The sequence below is a fragment of the Bacteroides sp. ET336 genome (assembly GCF_024733815.1).
In the GTDB taxonomy this organism is placed as follows: Bacteria; Bacteroidota; Bacteroidia; order Bacteroidales; family Bacteroidaceae; genus Phocaeicola; species Phocaeicola cellulolyticus.
Genome location: NZ_JANRHK010000010.1, coordinates 54,736 through 72,049 on the forward strand (window position 1 = coordinate 54,736; position 17,314 = coordinate 72,049).

At 40.3% G+C, this 17,314-nt stretch carries 13 protein-coding genes; 1 reads left to right on the forward strand and 12 read right to left on the reverse strand.

Annotated features, from left to right (window positions below):
* Window positions 1-7: 7 nt before the first annotated feature.
* The 12 genes from NW213_RS10320 to NW213_RS10375 all read right to left on the reverse strand — a co-directional run bounded on the left by NW213_RS10320 (window position 8) and on the right by NW213_RS10375 (window position 16,337).
* Window positions 8-5,215: a DEAD/DEAH box helicase gene (locus NW213_RS10320; RefSeq protein ID WP_258322711.1), complete on the reverse strand. Its 5,208-nt coding sequence runs from the start codon at window positions 5,213-5,215 to the stop codon at window positions 8-10.
* A gap of 2 nt (window positions 5,216-5,217) precedes the next feature.
* Window positions 5,218-6,285, reverse strand: a complete 1,068-nt coding sequence (locus NW213_RS10325; RefSeq protein WP_036632436.1) for a DUF1848 domain-containing protein — start codon at window positions 6,283-6,285, stop codon at window positions 5,218-5,220.
* Between the two features lie 3 nt (window positions 6,286-6,288).
* Window positions 6,289-7,365, reverse strand: a complete 1,077-nt coding sequence (locus NW213_RS10330) for a hypothetical protein (RefSeq protein ID WP_036632433.1) — start codon at window positions 7,363-7,365, stop codon at window positions 6,289-6,291.
* Between the two features lie 107 nt (window positions 7,366-7,472).
* Window positions 7,473-8,873 (reverse strand): ATP-binding protein, encoded by a 1,401-nt coding sequence (locus tag NW213_RS10335; RefSeq protein ID WP_036644333.1) that lies wholly within the window; start codon window positions 8,871-8,873, stop codon window positions 7,473-7,475.
* Window positions 8,874-9,233: 360 nt separating this feature from the next.
* Window positions 9,234-10,682, reverse strand: coding sequence for an OmpA family protein (locus NW213_RS10340; RefSeq protein WP_258322712.1), 1,449 nt, complete (start codon window positions 10,680-10,682; stop codon window positions 9,234-9,236).
* Window positions 10,683-10,735: 53 nt separating this feature from the next.
* The gene (gene mobV, locus NW213_RS10345; RefSeq protein WP_004312136.1) at window positions 10,736-12,190 is read right to left on the reverse strand and encodes a MobV family relaxase; all 1,455 of its coding nucleotides are present in this window, start codon (window positions 12,188-12,190) and stop codon (window positions 10,736-10,738) included.
* 263 nt (window positions 12,191-12,453) lie between these two features.
* On the reverse strand, window positions 12,454-13,374 hold the full coding sequence (locus NW213_RS10350; protein ID WP_004312135.1) for a hypothetical protein: 921 nt from the start codon (window positions 13,372-13,374) through the stop codon (window positions 12,454-12,456).
* Window positions 13,375-13,450: 76 nt separating this feature from the next.
* Complete coding sequence (locus NW213_RS10355) at window positions 13,451-13,858, reverse strand: hypothetical protein (RefSeq protein WP_004312134.1); 408 nt, start codon at window positions 13,856-13,858, stop codon at window positions 13,451-13,453.
* 101 nt (window positions 13,859-13,959) lie between these two features.
* A complete protein-coding gene (locus NW213_RS10360; RefSeq protein ID WP_009275656.1) occupies window positions 13,960-14,388 on the reverse strand; it encodes a hypothetical protein in 429 nt (142 codons plus the stop codon).
* A complete protein-coding gene (locus NW213_RS10365) occupies window positions 14,378-14,740 on the reverse strand; it encodes a hypothetical protein (protein ID WP_005939535.1) in 363 nt (120 codons plus the stop codon). Before NW213_RS10365 ends, NW213_RS10360 begins: the two co-directional genes overlap by 11 nt.
* Window positions 14,741-15,196 (reverse strand): hypothetical protein, encoded by a 456-nt coding sequence (locus NW213_RS10370; protein WP_004312132.1) that lies wholly within the window; start codon window positions 15,194-15,196, stop codon window positions 14,741-14,743. It abuts the gene before it with no gap.
* Between the two features lie 13 nt (window positions 15,197-15,209).
* Complete coding sequence (locus NW213_RS10375) at window positions 15,210-16,337, reverse strand: hypothetical protein (RefSeq protein WP_004312131.1); 1,128 nt, start codon at window positions 16,335-16,337, stop codon at window positions 15,210-15,212.
* Window positions 16,338-16,653: 316 nt separating this feature from the next.
* On the opposite strand from NW213_RS10375, the gene NW213_RS10380 reads away from it, so the two are divergent.
* Window positions 16,654-17,310, forward strand: coding sequence for a recombinase family protein (locus NW213_RS10380; protein ID WP_004312130.1), 657 nt, complete (start codon window positions 16,654-16,656; stop codon window positions 17,308-17,310).
* Window positions 17,311-17,314: the final 4 nt, after the last annotated feature.

Here is a 17,314-nt window from a genome sequence, read left to right on the forward strand (position 1 = left end):
GATATAATTATTTTAGATATTTCTTTGTTATTTCATTTAACTTATCCTCATGGACAAACAGTGTTATCGTTTTCTTACCATCGTCAACCAAGTTCTGCTTGATAAACTTATCATCTTTACGAACTTTGGCTTTTAGATAAGATGTAAAAGTGTCAATGTCACTCCAAACCTGCTTATTATCCCTATTATACAAAGTCATAAAGCCTTCGATATAATTGTTGTAAGCATTATTTTTCAGTGTCTGGTTATTCCCTGCGCCTAAAAAAGTAATGCAATAAGCGAGCAAAAGCTGCAAAGCAGCATTATCAGGATGTGCTCTCAGACAAAGTAAGGTCGCGCCATACAGATGTTTGACATTATCCACTTCACTGCCAGAGTTATCATTAACAGGGTCAATTATTTCAATATACTTCTTAACGACATCGAATCCATCTTTTCCTTCTATATCTGTATCATCCTTCAGGGAATAAGGCTTTCCATTAACTTCATAGCCGGTTCGCGCATACTTAGAGTTGAAGTACAGATGAATAAACTCCTTCAGCCATTCATCGTTACCATTTGCTTGACGTTCTATGATACTGTCCTCACATGCTATACACATGTCCTCGATGGCACGATAACGCTTCTTTTCAAGGTTTTCATACACAAAGGCTGTTAAATAGCCCAGGCAACGGTCTAAATAATTACGCCCTGGCTGTTTGTCAATTTCATCCACCTTCTTCTGAGCTTGCTCCAAAGAATAATACTTACGGAAGAAATCCAACATATACTGTTTGAACTCTTCATCAGTTCGTTTGTGGATTTTAAGTTCGTATGTTTGTGACAGATAATCAATAGTCACATCATCTACAAGCCCTATGCAGCACATTCTGTATATTGCTTTATCTGTATCATCTTTATCTCTTTTCTTACAAAAAGCCATTCGTAGCCTTTTATAGATGCTTTTATTTGCATGATTGCGAAGCCATCTAGTATCACCTGAGCATTTGGCTATCTTAGCTATCAACTCATTAAAATCACCAATTTTTTTCAAATCCAACTTTCCGTATCTGTCCTCATTGATATTTTGCCATCCCTGTTCCTCAGAAATAGCAAGAATTTCCTTTTTGATTGAAGCTTCAAAACCTTCAGGATCTTGTTGAACATTATTCTCCCAAGAAACAACAACACTTGCATTGCCGTCTTCGTCAGCATGTGCCATTGCCTGATATATACCCTCTGTGATATTGTCTTCTCCCTCCAAAGGGCGCATAAGTGTCTTAGGAGAATAATCTTCATATGATTGGAGTATCTGGATCAAACAATTAGATATATACGAGCATAATGAATATTCAAAACCTAGATAATTATAAGTCGGGCGTAGGCTGTCGAGGAAGATATAACCATATTGTTTGTTATTATCTTCTTCCGAAACGATTTTAACTGCATTTTTTCTTGTATCTATCTTTAAGCACACATCCTCGTTTCCTGCTTCGTCTCTCAACTTTGCCTGAATCTCTGTTAAAAGTGTAGGCTTAGCATTGATTATTCTATCAGTGAGTTCAACAAGAATGACCTTCTCCTTGAATAGACCACGGAACGAGTTATTATGGAACCACAAGTTAATGTCCTTGTCTATGTTCTCCAGAAATCCTTGCTTTCTGATAATATCAAGAATCTTATCTGTCTGTTCTTTGGTACAGTTATTATATTTGCACAATGCAGGAATATCATCTGCAAGAACAAACTTATTTATATATCGTTCAAGCCATGTTGGGTCTTCATCCCCCATCAAATATCGAATATCATTTATTTTATCTATAGTAAATTCAATGAATTCTGTCGGATCATATAAAACATAAGATATGGCATGCTTCTTATCACGACCACAACGACCTGCCTCTTGAACATAACTTTCAATGGATGAAGGGTGATTTATATGAATTGTATATCTGATATTTGGCTTATCTATACCCATACCGAACGCTTTAGTGGCCACCATCAGATTTTGGTCATTTTCATTAAATGACTTCATATCACCAGAAGGCTTGTCACCGCCAACAAACGTACCCATCGACAATTCCGGCTCATGCTCTCGCAATTCAGTGGAGATACCAGTCCTGGTACCCCAAACATTATCTTCTACACCGAAAGTTCCATGTGCATGTGGACAGAATACTATTCCAGCATTTTTATAGTGTTGTTCACTATCTGCCGAATAGAAATCCTCTGCTGAAAAATCCTCTATATGAGCAACCCTTGATTTCTCAGTCTCATGCTGATTGACTTGCACTATATCTGAAGGTATTTCATGCAGTAGCTCATACATCTTATTCTTTTTTGCTGTTGCTACAACATCTTTAAGTTCCCAATCTGATTTTGCTTTAAGCAAGAACTGCTCATTAGGTTCTCTCAATTCATCAAAATTAGAAAAGACCTCAATAATACGATATGTTAGTTCAGGACGTGAATCAGACTCAGGACGTACAATTGTTTCACTGTCAATAGTAAGGTTTCCACCAAGAGTCAATTCACGCTCAACGTCTGCAAGAACATCAAACGATGCTGTAGCCGTCAAACCTATAATAGACAATGGACGACCTGATTTCGTATTCATGAAATTTATCATGTTTCGTCCAAGGTGGAGATAAGAAGTACGGAAATCATGTCCCCATTCAGATACGCAATGAACCTCATCAATAATGCCATAAGAGAAATACACATGATTCTTCTCTGTCATTGTAAGCAAACTTGAACGAAAATTCTCCATCATAAATCTTTCCGGAGAAAGGAGCATGAACAAGACAGAACCATTTTGAAGAAGATTCAGTTTTTTAGCCTTCTCTTTGGCATTCATTCCACTATTAACACATTCACAAGCATCAATTCGTGCTTCGCGCAACCCTCGAACCTGGTCAACCATAAGTGAAACGAGAGGGTCAACAATTATAGAAACGCCAGGTTGTAAAATGCATGATAACTGATATGTCAAAGACTTACCGCCACCAGTAGGAAGTAATCCTATTGTAGTTTTATCAGCTAAAGCATGGCTAAGAATAGGCAACTGCCCAGGACGGAAAGATGGCTTGCGGAAAATATCACGCAAGAAATATGTAAGGACATCTTCCCTTTCCTTTATATTTACATAAGACCCTGTGCCATCTTTTGTAACCAATGGAGGATATTGTATATTGTCTGCAGCGCAGATTGTTCGCTCACGTTTCTTGTAATGAGAAGAACGGATAAGATAGACAGTATCTGCATCGACATTCAAAGGAAGGGCATCAATGTTGTCTCTAAGTAACATTGATATATCCAAGCATAGGTCAAAATGTCCTTCTGGCATTTGAGTAGCGACACGGTTTCCCAAATGCAATGGAGATTTTTTGAATTCTTCTGTTGATATGATCTGAAGCTTTATCTCCGGCAGTCTATCTGATGAAGCTGCTAATTCACAAATATACCTATATTTTTCAGCAAGGTCCTTTATAGCCAATGCAGAACATGGGATGTCACGTTCTACAATGGCAATATTCCATACATCGCTATCAAGACTAAGAGCACCGGACATCATTGCCTCCACCAACATTCGTTCTACTCGTGCAATTGCCATTGGTGCAAGAACTATTTGCAAAGTGTCCAACCAATTTCCAGACAGAGCCTTTTTGTAATTAGCCTTTATAATCTGTAAGTAGTCAACTGAAGCAGCGTCACTTTCCCAATTTTGCATGAACGCCATATTATTCAGTTGTTCAATACGATATGTATCCCAGCCTCCATTGAGAGCCATTCGGTCACGTCGCTCATCGCTAATTCTACTGAATATATTAGAATGATAACGCAGACCGTCCATCTCAAGAATGAAGCCGGTTCTTGCATCACCATAAGGAATTTCCAACGCAAAATCTACTCGTTGATCTTTGCTGAATCTTCTATCAGGAATATCTACAATTGATGAAAGATTACGTTGTGGCTCAAAAACTTGAATCAGATATTCACTTTGAGAACCTTCCAAGTATTTTTCAATAAAATCTTTCTCAAAGGAACTGTCAAGCATATCTCCATTATAGAAATCTACATTAAAACGAGGATCTATAATATGCAGGGCTTCATAAATTTCCTGCACCGAAACTTTATGAGTAGATTTATAATCAAGTATCGCTCCTTCTTTTGGCTTGGTTGAAATATGGAATAAATCAGAAAAAGTATTCTCTAATAACAACGGAGCCTTTGTTGGCAAACCTCTTGATATGATATTTGCCAAGACTGCAAGTTTGGAGTCTGTATTTGAATTATAAGCAAGAGGTATATTTGATTTGACATCGAAAGCAGAAAGAGAACGATAAAGTTCTTCAGCATTATCTGCCTTATCAGATTTGCTATATTCCTCTGCGACAGCATCAAGAACAAATCCAGCAAAGAACTGTTCTTTCTTATGCGAATCTTCAATACGTTTACCAATATTCTCAACGGTCTCAATGCGGTCGAAATGTTTGAAGAATATACGCATTGAGATTGTCCAGTCACCCTGCCATGTCCCACGTTCCTTATTCATCGTGGCATACATAATATCAGGTGCTGTGGCAGCTACGAATTCATCAACACGTCTGTTGTTGCTGTAATAAGGACCGATGCACACAAAATAGTTATCACTTCCGAATAGCTGTTGGAACAAGTGAATGAATCGTGCAAGGTCAAAAGCTTCTACATCGAGAATATTACTGAAAAGATGTACTTTCCTAATATTCGATTTCTTGAAATCTTCCGGACTCAAAGAGTCAAAACCCTTAGTAATGGACTTTACGAAATATGCAGAACTAAAACTTTCAATAACCTGTGTTGCTCTTTCGACAGCAGCAGAAGAAGGCTCTACCAAGCAAAAATGCTTGATATTAGGTGATATATTCTTTGAATGTAGAAAATCCAATAAGCATACTGAGGCTGTTCCTTGACCGCAACCCCAATCGTAAATCTCCACTTCTTCTGAGAAGATTTCAGAAATATCAGGAATGCAACCAAAAGCAGCATCAAGCTTCGCTTTATGCATTTTACCGAAGCTATGTAAATACATATTTAGATGGTCTTCGTCATCTAATATGCCTTTACCTCGTTCTAAATCCTGATACAGCTTATTACGACTCGTTCGATCAGCAGGAAGAAGAGTCAATGCTGCATCTCTCATACCGACAAACGAGATATTTCTGTTTCTTCTGAATATATCTATAAAATTTGACATAATTATTTCCCTGTTATTGTATCAGCATTTTTATTCTGCTGATGACGTTTCCAATTCTCTAAAGCTAAATGCTTAGTTGTATTTGCATAGCAGTATTCACATAGATGTGGACAAGTGTTATATTCACCAATATCTTTAGCTGCCATACATCCACACAGGGCTCTTTGTCCTGGATCTTTCTTGTGAGCACTTAGGAAGAATTGATTGTGTGGCAGAATAATTGCACCATCAGGTAATGATGGTGAATCTTCAAACAATGACGGTGCTGGCATCTGCTGAATTTTAACCTTCATAAAATCCATAAGAACCTTATCGTCCCACGCCAAGCGAGTTATTAGATCTCCATCAATACACCTATTATGAGCTATTCCATATCTATCAATATCTATCTGCTCTCCGCAAGTAGCAAGCTGGAAATTCCAGTTTCTTTCACTATTCATTTTTGATAATTTCATAGCGAACTTCTCCATTTGCGCAGTTTCCCACTCATGATATGGAATGCCATTCTTTTCAAGATTCAATTTAACCTTTTTATAAAGCTTGATGTCAGCATACGAAAACACCAATTTCTTCGTATATCCTTTGAGCTGGTCACCAATCTTCTCAACTTTACTAATAAGGTCATCTATAGTAATATCATCTGTAAGAATCATCGGATCGAAACGCCAAACAACAGCGTCCGCTCCAAGTTTATCAGATAACATTTTGAATGTCTCAATGCGATTTAAAAGTGAAGGTACTTTCTCCAATCCCTCCTTCTCATAATCATTCAATGTGTATTGTATATAGCACCTTATATTTCTTTCTTTGAGATAATCAAGATATGGAAGAAGCGGACGAGGATTCTTTGACCAAAAAACTATAAAGCGAGTTTTATCATACGATACATAAGACTTCACGCCATTAAATGGGTTGGTCCATGCTGAGTAACCTTTCTTTAAGCGGTCAAAAAACCAATCGGCATAGAATGCAGGAATATCCGTACTTCTACTTGCCGACACGATGATAGGAGCCTGCGCTTTCACAGGCTGCCCATCAACGATTATGTCTGTATGTTCCCAAGATGCCATACTTTATTCACTAAACATTATCAAGTAATAGAAATCATCTTCATTAGGAAGATTATTGATTATAAATGCAACAATCTTACCTTTCTGTTGAGTTATTTGAAATAATGAAACATATTCTTTACCACTTGAAGCAGATTCCCAAGAATTTCCGACTTCAGCAGAAGCTGCCTCGAAATCGTTACCTTGTGATTGGTAATCAAATTGTGGAACAAATGTAGGATTCTGCTGAAGTATTCTTTTTGAACGAAGTTCTGCTATATTGCTAATATCAAAAGTAACAGTTCCGTTTGTCTCTTTTCTCACAATTCTAGCATAAGCAGATGAGTCCGTCTCGATAATTTGTGCGTCACCATGATAAGGTTGTTTGACAACCTTAACCTTTGGTAACTTCAAATTAAATGTAAAACCATTGGCTACTGCACTAATTGAGATGTTGTTATTGAAAGGTTTGTCATCTTCTTTCGGCTCTTCCTTTTTAATGATTGACGAATGCAAATACTCCAGGCGTATATTGCGGTCATACATATGAAGCACACACTTTTCCACTTGCCCATTTTTGAAATAAACTACAAAACCATAGTCGCTGTAATCTACTTCTTGCCAACCGAAAGGAGATCGTGCCTCGATAGGGAAACCACGCAATTCTACCATGTCTGCCGTTTTTTTCACAACCTTCATAGGTTTGTCTGACATGTTCGGCTTACCCAGGTCATCATTGTATATCTTTACGATGTAACCAACGCCGGGGGCTAACTTGTAACCAGGGCAACCATCAGTGTTCTTTACCATACTGACAGTACGAATACACTCCTGTAAACCCATAACAGGAGTGTCGTTTTCATAACGCTGATGACAATTGGAACGAAATGTAAAAGGCTGTATTGACTCTTTCTGTTCACGTTCTGCTTTCAGTTTGGCTTGACGTTCAAGTTCTTTACGACGGTTCTCTTCCAACCTACGTTCTCTTTCACGTGCAATACGCTCTTCCTCCAACTTTTGTTGGCTAGCTTGCTCTTCAGCGCGACGGCGTTCTTGTTCTTCCTTTTCACGCTTCTTTTTGAAATAATTAAAAGGCCACATATCGATAATATTTTAATTAATATAGTATTCCACATTGATGTTCAAATAAAGTCTTTCGTTATATTCCATGAAATGAAGCCTTGCCATTCGATAAGGAACACATTACTCTACTGATTATTCTTCCACAAAAAGGCACTCAGCAGTTTATCCATTTGCGACATGGCATAGAGTGGGCAGATTTGTACGTGACGTACTGCATTATTATCCTTGACATCCTGATACTCAAAACTTCCATAGTTCTCCATTGAGCATCTAAGAGCATTGTCCAAATGCTTTTCGTTCATAAACAGCCAAAGGCTCTTCATTCCGCCTTGCATTCCCGCCTTCACCTCGATGGGAACAACTTGCTGCTTATATGTTACAAGATAATCAATCTCTGCAGAGGAATTTTTCGCCATTCTAAGCCAGTAAAACAAGTCATGGCGGATGTTCGGAGTTTTGTAGTGCAGTATTTCCAGTCCTGCAACCATTTCTGCCATTGGTCCTTTGTTTGCCAATTCTGAAACATCAGATGTTAGGATTTGGGTTGTCAGCTCACTTACATCACCGGTCGTCATATTCAGCAGACGCAACATCAAACCAGTGTCGAGCAAAAGCATCTTACGATAGGAATAATCAGCCTCACTTCCTAAAGGTACGCCATTGGCTGACGTATGTGTGACAGGAATCAGTATGCCTGCAAGAATAAGCATTTCAAGGGCTTTCTTCACTTCTGAAGTACTATAACTGCCGCCGACCTGAGAATAGACAAACTTTTTAGTGGCTTGAACGGCTGCACTACGCATGGTCAGGCGCAAAAGCATAGGATCAACACGCTTCTTATATTTCGGAAAATCGTCTTCATAGGTAACGACAATATCATCCTGCACCTCCTGGCAAGCCAGATAGTCGTGGGTCTCCACCCATTTGCTCACGGCTTCAGGCATTCCGCCAACAAGCATGAAAGTACGGAGTAGCCCCACCAACTTTTCATATAGAGGAGCTGGCAGTGGTGCTGATGACGTAGCTTGATTCCGCGCCTCAATAAGCAAATTCTCGCCATTAGCAAGCAGGAACTCATCGAACGTCATCGGAAACATAAACATCGAGTGAATCCTGCCGACACCAAATGTTGGCAGTTCTTCAAGTGCGAACTCTAACAAAGAGCCTGCAGCTATCACATGAAGTTCGGGCATGTCCTCTTTGAAAAATCGGAGTGACATGATGGCTTCGGGACAAGCCTGAATCTCATCAAGAAACAGAAGTGTGCTTCCTGGTTCTATCGGCTTACCGGCAATAGCCGCCATTTGTGGAACAATTCGTTTCACATCAATATCGCCTTGAAATAGCTGCTTATATGAAGGTTGCCGTTCAAAGTTCACCTCCACAAAGCTCTTGAACTTCTGACTCAGATGACGAACTGCTGTTGACTTTCCTACTTGACGCGCACCTCTTAACAGCAAAGGTTTATGTGAAGACCTTTGTGACCATTCCAGCAAATATCCGTCTATCATTCTTGGATAATACATAACTCTAAGATACTTTATAATTTGTCTGTAAAGGTACAAAATTAAAATTATCCAAGGAAATATTTCTCAATAAATTTCAAAAATACAAGGTATTATTTAAGTATCATTGAATATTTTCCCATCTAATAAAATCGTTAAAAATCAACTTTTCCAATCATTTTCGATATTCATCTGATTTTGTCTTGAGACATCAATTCCCAACATTTAAGTTGTAGTATGAAAAACATTTCCATGTTAGCCCACATAAAAAAGGTATGCAAGGAAAATCCAAGCATACCTTCTCGACAAATTTTTAAATATGAGATTTAAATTTTAATGAAAGTCTCAAGACTTTGTAGCTTATACAAAAAACAACTTCTATCATTCAGTAAGCATGACTACCGCAAAGCGGTTTGAGTCATTGACCTTATATTTATCTATTCCACCAAAGCTATGCAGATGAATGAGACTTTCGGATACCCCTTTATCCACAAGCATTTGAGCAATATATCTGGCACGACGCTGAGCAAGTTCCTGATTGATGGACTGTGTACCAGTGGCGCTGTCAGCTGCTCCGGATATGGCCACTTTTAAATTATGTGCCTTGGATATTTTTGCAATGTCATCAAGGTTCACGATCTGGGATTCATCTACAAGCTTATCAGAATTTAGCTGGAAGAAGAAGTACACTGGAACACCCACAGTTATCTTAGAATGACCTGAAATTGCAATTGAGTCCAATGCATTATTATTTGCAGACATAAGATTATCAGATATATTCTGACCAGCAGACAAAAGTGAATCTGAGTGGCAGTTTCCAATCTGTACATACGTATCCACAAGACCGATTTCAGCATCATCAGCCGAGTTTTCAGCTATACCGTCAATACCTAATTTGCTTTCTGGTGAGCCAGACTTTTTCCCGGACAACCGTGCTCTTAGTGAGTTAAGCCCACTATAGTTATTCTTGGGATAGACAGTCTGTACCTCTTTATCTCCAGACATTTTTTTCTGCAATCGTATATTCTCATCCTTCATATAGGAGATGTAATCCTTGAGATAAGCATTCTGCTTGATATAAGGTTTAGCATCAACCACACGCTTCCATCCAGTCTTGCCTAATGTGATGGAGAGACCGGCTGAGACCGTAAGCATATTATCCTTGAATTTTATAGAGCTACCCATATTATCAAAATTCTGGGCTGTAGTCAGTCCACTGACTCCGGCAACAAGTTTTACCCTGTTGCCAATTCTGTAACCTATCTCCAGTCCATAGGTAAAGGCGAACGGACGGCTGCCATCTGAACCTCTGCCACATGAGCATGGATCAGACCAGTTCGCATTATGAATCATACCCACTCCCACATAAGGAACAATATCCCAAAGAGAGAGTCCGTACTCATTCTGACGGAGTCCTGAAGTCAGATTGTACATCAGGTCTGCATGACAGAACTGATACTTCATGGATTTGAACTCAGCGTTCTTGAACGTCAGTCCCTGGAAACCTACACGTCCACCGATTGCGGGTGTGAACCACTTTCCAACACCTACCTTCAAGGCAGGTGTTATCCGGTCGAACACATCACCGCAACCAATGGGTGATCCGAGAAAAGCTGAAGCCCCGCCCTTAATTTCTATAAACCAATTTCTACCCCAGTTGGCTGCTTCGCTTACATTCTTCAGATATGTAGGATTCATAGGCAAGAGCATCTGCTCCTGACTGAAAGTATTTTGCTTATAAATGCTGTCAGTATTGTGATGGATGTTACTTGCAGAGACTGTCATTGCAGCAAGACATCCAGTTAAAAGCATAAGAATATTCTTTCTCATATAGTTTATACTTTAATAGTCGTTGATACTGTCATAAGCCAACAGGCTTACCATTACATTCTCTTCTTCCGTTTGACAGATGGCGCACACATCTTGCGTGCCATTGCCAGACACCTACGTGCCCACTCACGGTCATCATCTTCCGGCCGCCTTCCCCAACCAGTGGAGGGGCCACCGCCACCTCCGTGAGTCTGGGCAATGGTCGTAGCATCGTCCACATAACCGCACACAAGGTTCAAGGCAACCATGACAACATGATTTCCCTGTTCTGCCAGTTGGCAGATCAGTGTATCGTCAAACAAGGATTTTGTTTCCTCCGGCAGATGGTGATAGCGGGATGTGAACTCCTGTGACATTGTGTCAAGCATTGCACCGTTCAAGTGATAGCTCATGTTATGAGCCCATGAAAGTTCAGACTGATTGGCCTTGTCTTCCAGTTCCCTGGCTTGCTGCTCGATGTCAGCCTTATCTTCACGAAGAGCTTCAAGCAACCGGTTAGTCTCATCAAGTTTCTTTTCCTTGTCTGCCAGTTTAGCTTCAACCTGAGCCTTCTGGTATTCGAGACTTTGAATCTTGCGTGCAATCTCTGCACTGATACTCTCGCTGTTGGCCTGCATTTCCCGAAGAGGACGAAGTTCATCTTCAAGACGGTCTTTCTCCGTCTTCAGATTATCAATCATGGTCGTAAATGACTTCTGTTTCTTCTGGGCTATTGCCAGTTCCTCGTTCAGAGACTTAAGCAACTTCCTGTTGTTCTCCAACTGGGCTTCAAGTGTCACACAGGCATTGGCCAGCCATCGTCGGTATTCCTCAGTAGAGCGATGCCTCGCACCAGATTCTACAACCGACACCCCTCTTGTAAGGCCCCATTTTTCATTGACCTTCGCAAGCTCGTCGTGCAGGGCAAGCATATAATTCTTAAACTCCAGACGGTTCTGTCCATGGAAAATCTGCTTGAAAGCAAACTTGCCGTTCTGGTCTATCGGTAGTAGAGCACAGTGAACATGCGGGTTCTTCTCGTCACAGTGAACTATAAAGGAAATGATGTTTTCCTCTCCATATTTATCTGCCACGAAGCGATAAATGTCACGTGCCCATTCTTCTATTTCCGGCATACGCCTTACATGTTCGTTACCTCCTTTGCTCTCAAAGTCAACTACCTGATTGCCGAAGGCCAGCTCACGCATACGGTCGGTTGAGCCTCCGAATATGAAGTTGACCACTGTCCGGAAACGTGGCTCGGCTAGTCCTTCATTCGGATCCTTGATGCCACGTGACGCAAGGTTTTCTGCCATGCGTTTTGTCAACGGACGCTTCTTATCTATCGGTGTGACTATGCCACCTTTTTGTACCTCGAAATTAAGATGTTCACGGCTGCGGTCATAGTTACCCTCACGCATAGCCTGCTCCCATCCTTTATCCGTCCAGGCACGTAACTCCTCATTGCTCGTCTGTGAGAGCCCTTTGGAAGTCTTTATATCCATGACTTGTTTTGATGTAGTACCCATAATGACAATTTTATTTTTTGCGTTATTCTGAGCCTTTTTTCAGTCTCCTTTGCGGTCATACGCACACTTAGAAAACTGACCCAGCTTGCTGTTTATCTGGTCAGCCCTCCCGCCGCTTCATAGCGGTCGGGGTATTAGGCTTCCCGAGACTGTAAAAAAGTGGTACGTGCAAGCACGCTGCCTGTCGTTGCATCTATCCGTTAGCGGGACAAAGACGAAGTGTATAAAAGCGTATGACATGCCGTGCATCGTTAATAAGGCGTTTAATCCGTTCCGTTTTCAATAGAGGAAGTGCCCCCAGGCTTATCATCCGTTCTGTCCTCTACGGGGCTTAAATCAGGTCGAGGAGGGTCATCATAATAAAATGTTCCCGGGTCAGATACGTAGTATTCAAATATGCAGTCAAGGAGAATAACTTCTGCTTTCGTATAACGGGATACGGGTTCTGCCATATAACCCGGCTTTCTGTTTTCACGTATGGCCACAGCCAGAATGCCAAGGATTTCTATTACTTTCTGCCAGTCCCATACATGGTCTTTTCCAAAGAGAAGGCCGATGGAATCCGACAGTTCTTCAGGCATTTCCTTCTCCATTTTCAAGACCTGAAATATGGACTTTGCCAGCGAGTCAAATACTTGACCCTGCTGTTTGAGAACATGTCGGGCAGGTCTGCCTCCGTCGTTCTCCGTTACCGCCAATTCCATAACCTTGTTGAAATAACAATTATATGATTGGGCCACCTGACCGGCAGTGTTGCGTCCTTTAATGAACCGTACAAACTGAAGTGCGTTGAAGTCCAATATATCAGACGGTGTCTCAACAAAGAGAGAAAGGCGTTGTTCCTGGCTTACGGAAAACACATAGCTTTTTGAGAATTGCTCCATGGTTAGATGGCCCAGGTTGGCAAGACCGGTCAGGAACTGACGGACTGTAGCACGTTGCCATTGCCACTTCCTTGCAAGTTCAGATATGGTGGCAATAAACTGGCCGGGAAGTAATTTCAGATTTCCTACTACAACGGATGTGGAATATGTTCCTGATGTCGCTCTGGTGAGCAGATCACAATAGGCTTCCAGTTTGCTGTAACGGTCCTCTGATTTAGGCTTCAGATACTCCAACAGGGAGCGGTCTATGCCCTGTGGGTCATTCAATTCAGGAGAAGAATTGTTTTTATTGTTAGTCATTTGCGTCATTTTTAGATTACATTTAAAAAGTGGGAAAAAAGCAAGCAAGGAATATATATTCCACATGTAAGTGGCATTAATAGTAGTTCTTCATTATCCAGTCCATCTGGCTTTTAAAACTGTCGCAGTCTTCAAGTACGCTTTTCTGCTGAAGGACTCTTTCAGACGGATAAAAGACAGCTGCCACACTTAGCAGGAAAAAAAGCTGAAACACACTGTTCATATAAGGGGTGGCATAACATACCACTGCTATCAGGAGTGTGATAAGCCAAAACCGTTTCCTTTCATGCAGAATATGAAGGGTACTATCGGCAATCCTTCTGTTCAAAAGTGCCAGCGTCAGGATGCTTGACAGTCCAACTGCCAGATTGGGCTCTGTCATACAACAGCACCAGTTGATGAAGATGAGTGTAAGCATCATAATACTTAAATAAAATTTTCTTGCACTGTCAAATACTACCATCCTCCACATGAAGCTTTGCATGCAGCGGTACGTTTTTTTATATAAGCAAAAAAATGCCAGAAGTAGCAGGAACGGGAACAAAAAACGGATGATGGTTAATGTATGTATCATAGTGAATTCATTTAGTTATTTGTATTCTCAACGTGTTCCTGCTCTTTTCTCTGGATTGACTCCAACCGTTCAGCTATGCGCCTGTTCAACCGGACATTATAGCTGAACGATTTCTGGTCAATAGTGGGGTCTTTTGAAAGTTCTTCATCCGTTTCGATGAGAAGATTCAGATAAGAATCCAAATTGGAATCGTGATTCCTTTTCTCATCTCCTATGGCATAATCATCAGTCAATGAAGTCATCTTGTCCAACGTATCAGGGTCAATATCATCGGCCAGGTCATAGGCCCTTTTAATGCTTCTCATAACCATCAGGCAAGAGAATATGAGGAAACACAGTATAGCCTTGATTATTATATTCAGGTCAAATACCATCATCGCCAGTACAGCCAGCAGGATGACTGTAAAATAAAAAACATAAATTTTCCTGTTAGTATTCATAATCGTCAAGTTCAAGTTTTATTATACCGAAAGAAGCTTTCTCTATAATGTATTCGACATCACGCAAAGTGAGCGCATCATGCTTAATCCGTTCAGAGGCTGAAGGGTCTTTTTTGCAGAGAGCCAACAGACCCATGTTCAAATCGTATTCATTGATGTTCCAGGTACAGGACCTCTTGAAACAGTAATGTTCCCTGTAGCTTTTCAAAGTGATAGCTTTAAACAGCAGCGGCTTCAGCATTCCATCCTGAAGTATTCGCATCTCTACCAGTTTTTCTGTACCGATAACCTTTATCCATGTCCTGTTTTTCTGTATGATGTCTGCAATGAGGTAATACGTTTTCCTGTTCATTCAAAGTCCGCAGTTGAAGTCATTCATTATCTGGACATGCTCTCGCTTTTCTATGAATTTTCCACGACGTTCATGTAGTCGCAAATCTTCAAAAATGTCAGCAGACATAACCTCAATGGAATTGTAGATGGTAACATATAACTCATGGATAAGACCGTCCGTATGTGTCTTGCAGTTTATCTTGAACATACGTTCCGTCACCGGATAACAGTAGGCGCAGCATTCATGTCCGTATGCGGTAGCGGATGATGGCACTATGTGGTAAAGAATGGCAAGATCCGCATTCATCTCAAACATGTCCAAAACCTTTTCGAGAGGCTGAGGTTCGTGTACTTCATAAGGAAGTACGGCATAATCTTCGTAAGTCTTGATTTCCCCAAGCCAGTAATTATCAATAATGGCTGGCAACAATATGGGACCGGATGATCTGAATTTTAAAATAGCTTCCTGTAACATGATATTTATATGATTAGATGGTTGATATGTATAATCGAATTAGCTGATTCGGTATTTTTGTGGTCACATCCCGATCGATTAAGTGTTTGCTGTCTAATCTGGAAATGATAGCCGGATAATCCTTTGCCATATCCGTCATAAGCCGAATCTGTTCCGGTGTCAGCATTGTTATGGCAAGGGCATCTATCGAGAGATAAGGTTGTAACATCATCCACAAGTAAGCATTGGCATATTGCGAATCCTTTACTATACCACGTTTCAGTTTCTCATGACAGACTTTGGCATTCAGAAGCAGACGGCGGCCTGTCCTCATGGACATATAGGTAATAGTTTCATCAGCCTTGATTTTACCATTTGATGCTTCCTTATAAATGCTGTCACAAATATTGGCCGTCATATCAGTAATATCCGCCATACCCAAAGCTGAGCACTCGTCAATGGAAGCAAGAAAGCTTCGGAAGAAGAAGTCTTCCATACGGATAAATCGAAGAAGCGCATCTTCTGAGTGTACCCCATGTAATTTATATGAAAGCAGAAACTCTGAGTAATCGGCAAGTAAGTCTCTAATATTCCCGGTATATACAGGAATGCTATCCAATGAGGAAAAGAATACTGTTGCATGTCGCTTTAATGAGTCAAGTTCCTTATCCTGACCATAGATAGAAGTATGAAGTTTGACATATGCCACATCGCTTAGAGTAAAGTTGTCCGCAAGCTCCATCAACCTCGTGCGAATGGAATCCGTTATACTGTCAAACCTCATGGTCAGACCGGCATGAGCCGTAAACGAAGGGTCTTTCTGAATAAATTTGTAGACTGTGTCTGAGCATTCATACCACAGATTGATAAATGAGGCAAGTTGCTCGGCATTGCACGTTTCCTGTGATCTGACAGTCTTATAAAGATTATCGTATTCATTCAGAGCTTCATCAGAGGACTCAAAATCATATTTCTCATGATTGTTGCATGAGTAAAACAAGAGTACAGAGCATAAAAAAATCAAGTGAAAGATTAAACTCATTTGAGTATTTTTTCTTTCACTTGATTTACTTTCTTTCACTTGTTTTCCTGAACCTGCGTCAGACATACCAATCAAACCGCTACTACAGTGATTCTTACCGATTAAATTTCTATATATCATTGGCATAATTTTGTTTGTTATGTGGCAAATGTATAGATAAAATTCCACATTGTCAGTATAAAATATTCAGTTTATACTAATTTATATTTCATACTCATAATAGTATGATTTATAATACATATCTATTGATAATAAGAAGTTGTTAAAAAAGAAGTCGATTATAAAATCTGTCATATCAGTATGATTACCAATATGAATATAATTTATACCTTTGCATCAGAGTCGTGTTCATTATACTCTTGGAGAATTATCATACTATATATTTTTCAAGACAAGATAAGGCATCTATTTGATTATCAGTCAAAACCTTTATAATATGGCAAAGATAGGTTACATTATGGCAATATCCCAGTATGACAAACTGGAAGAAGACAGGGAGTGGATGAATAACTTCGGATGTATACGCATTGTAGAGGAGTGCGATGAGAACGAACGCAACAGGCCGCTTTGGAAGCAACTCATGGTTGCCCTGCAAAGGGGGGATGAACTTGTTATCCCCAAATTTTCAAATGCCATCCGTGGCAGTCGGGAACTGGCTACTTTCCTGGAATTTTGCCGGGTAAAAGCTATTCGCGTCATAAGCATACACGACCGGATTGATTCCAAGAACCAGCTTTTCCCTGAAACCAAGCCATCGGATGTGCTGGAAATGATGGGTGCCTTACCTGAAGAAGTACTTGCTTTGAGAAAGACTGCCGAGCATATGGTGAACCTGCAGGCGAAGATGATTGCATCATTACCGAAGGTTTCTTCCACAAAATTACAAAAGCTCGACAGAGAAAAGACAGTTATCAATCTGTATGCAGCCGGTCATCCTATAGATGAGATATGGAGAGCAAGCGGCTTCAAAAGCAGAAGTTCTGTGTTCCGTATTCTGAACAAGCATGGCATCAAACTCAATAGAGGAAACCATTCCGGACCTATCAAAAAGAAAAATGAAGAGGATACATCGAAAGATATGGATAAAAGCTGACTAT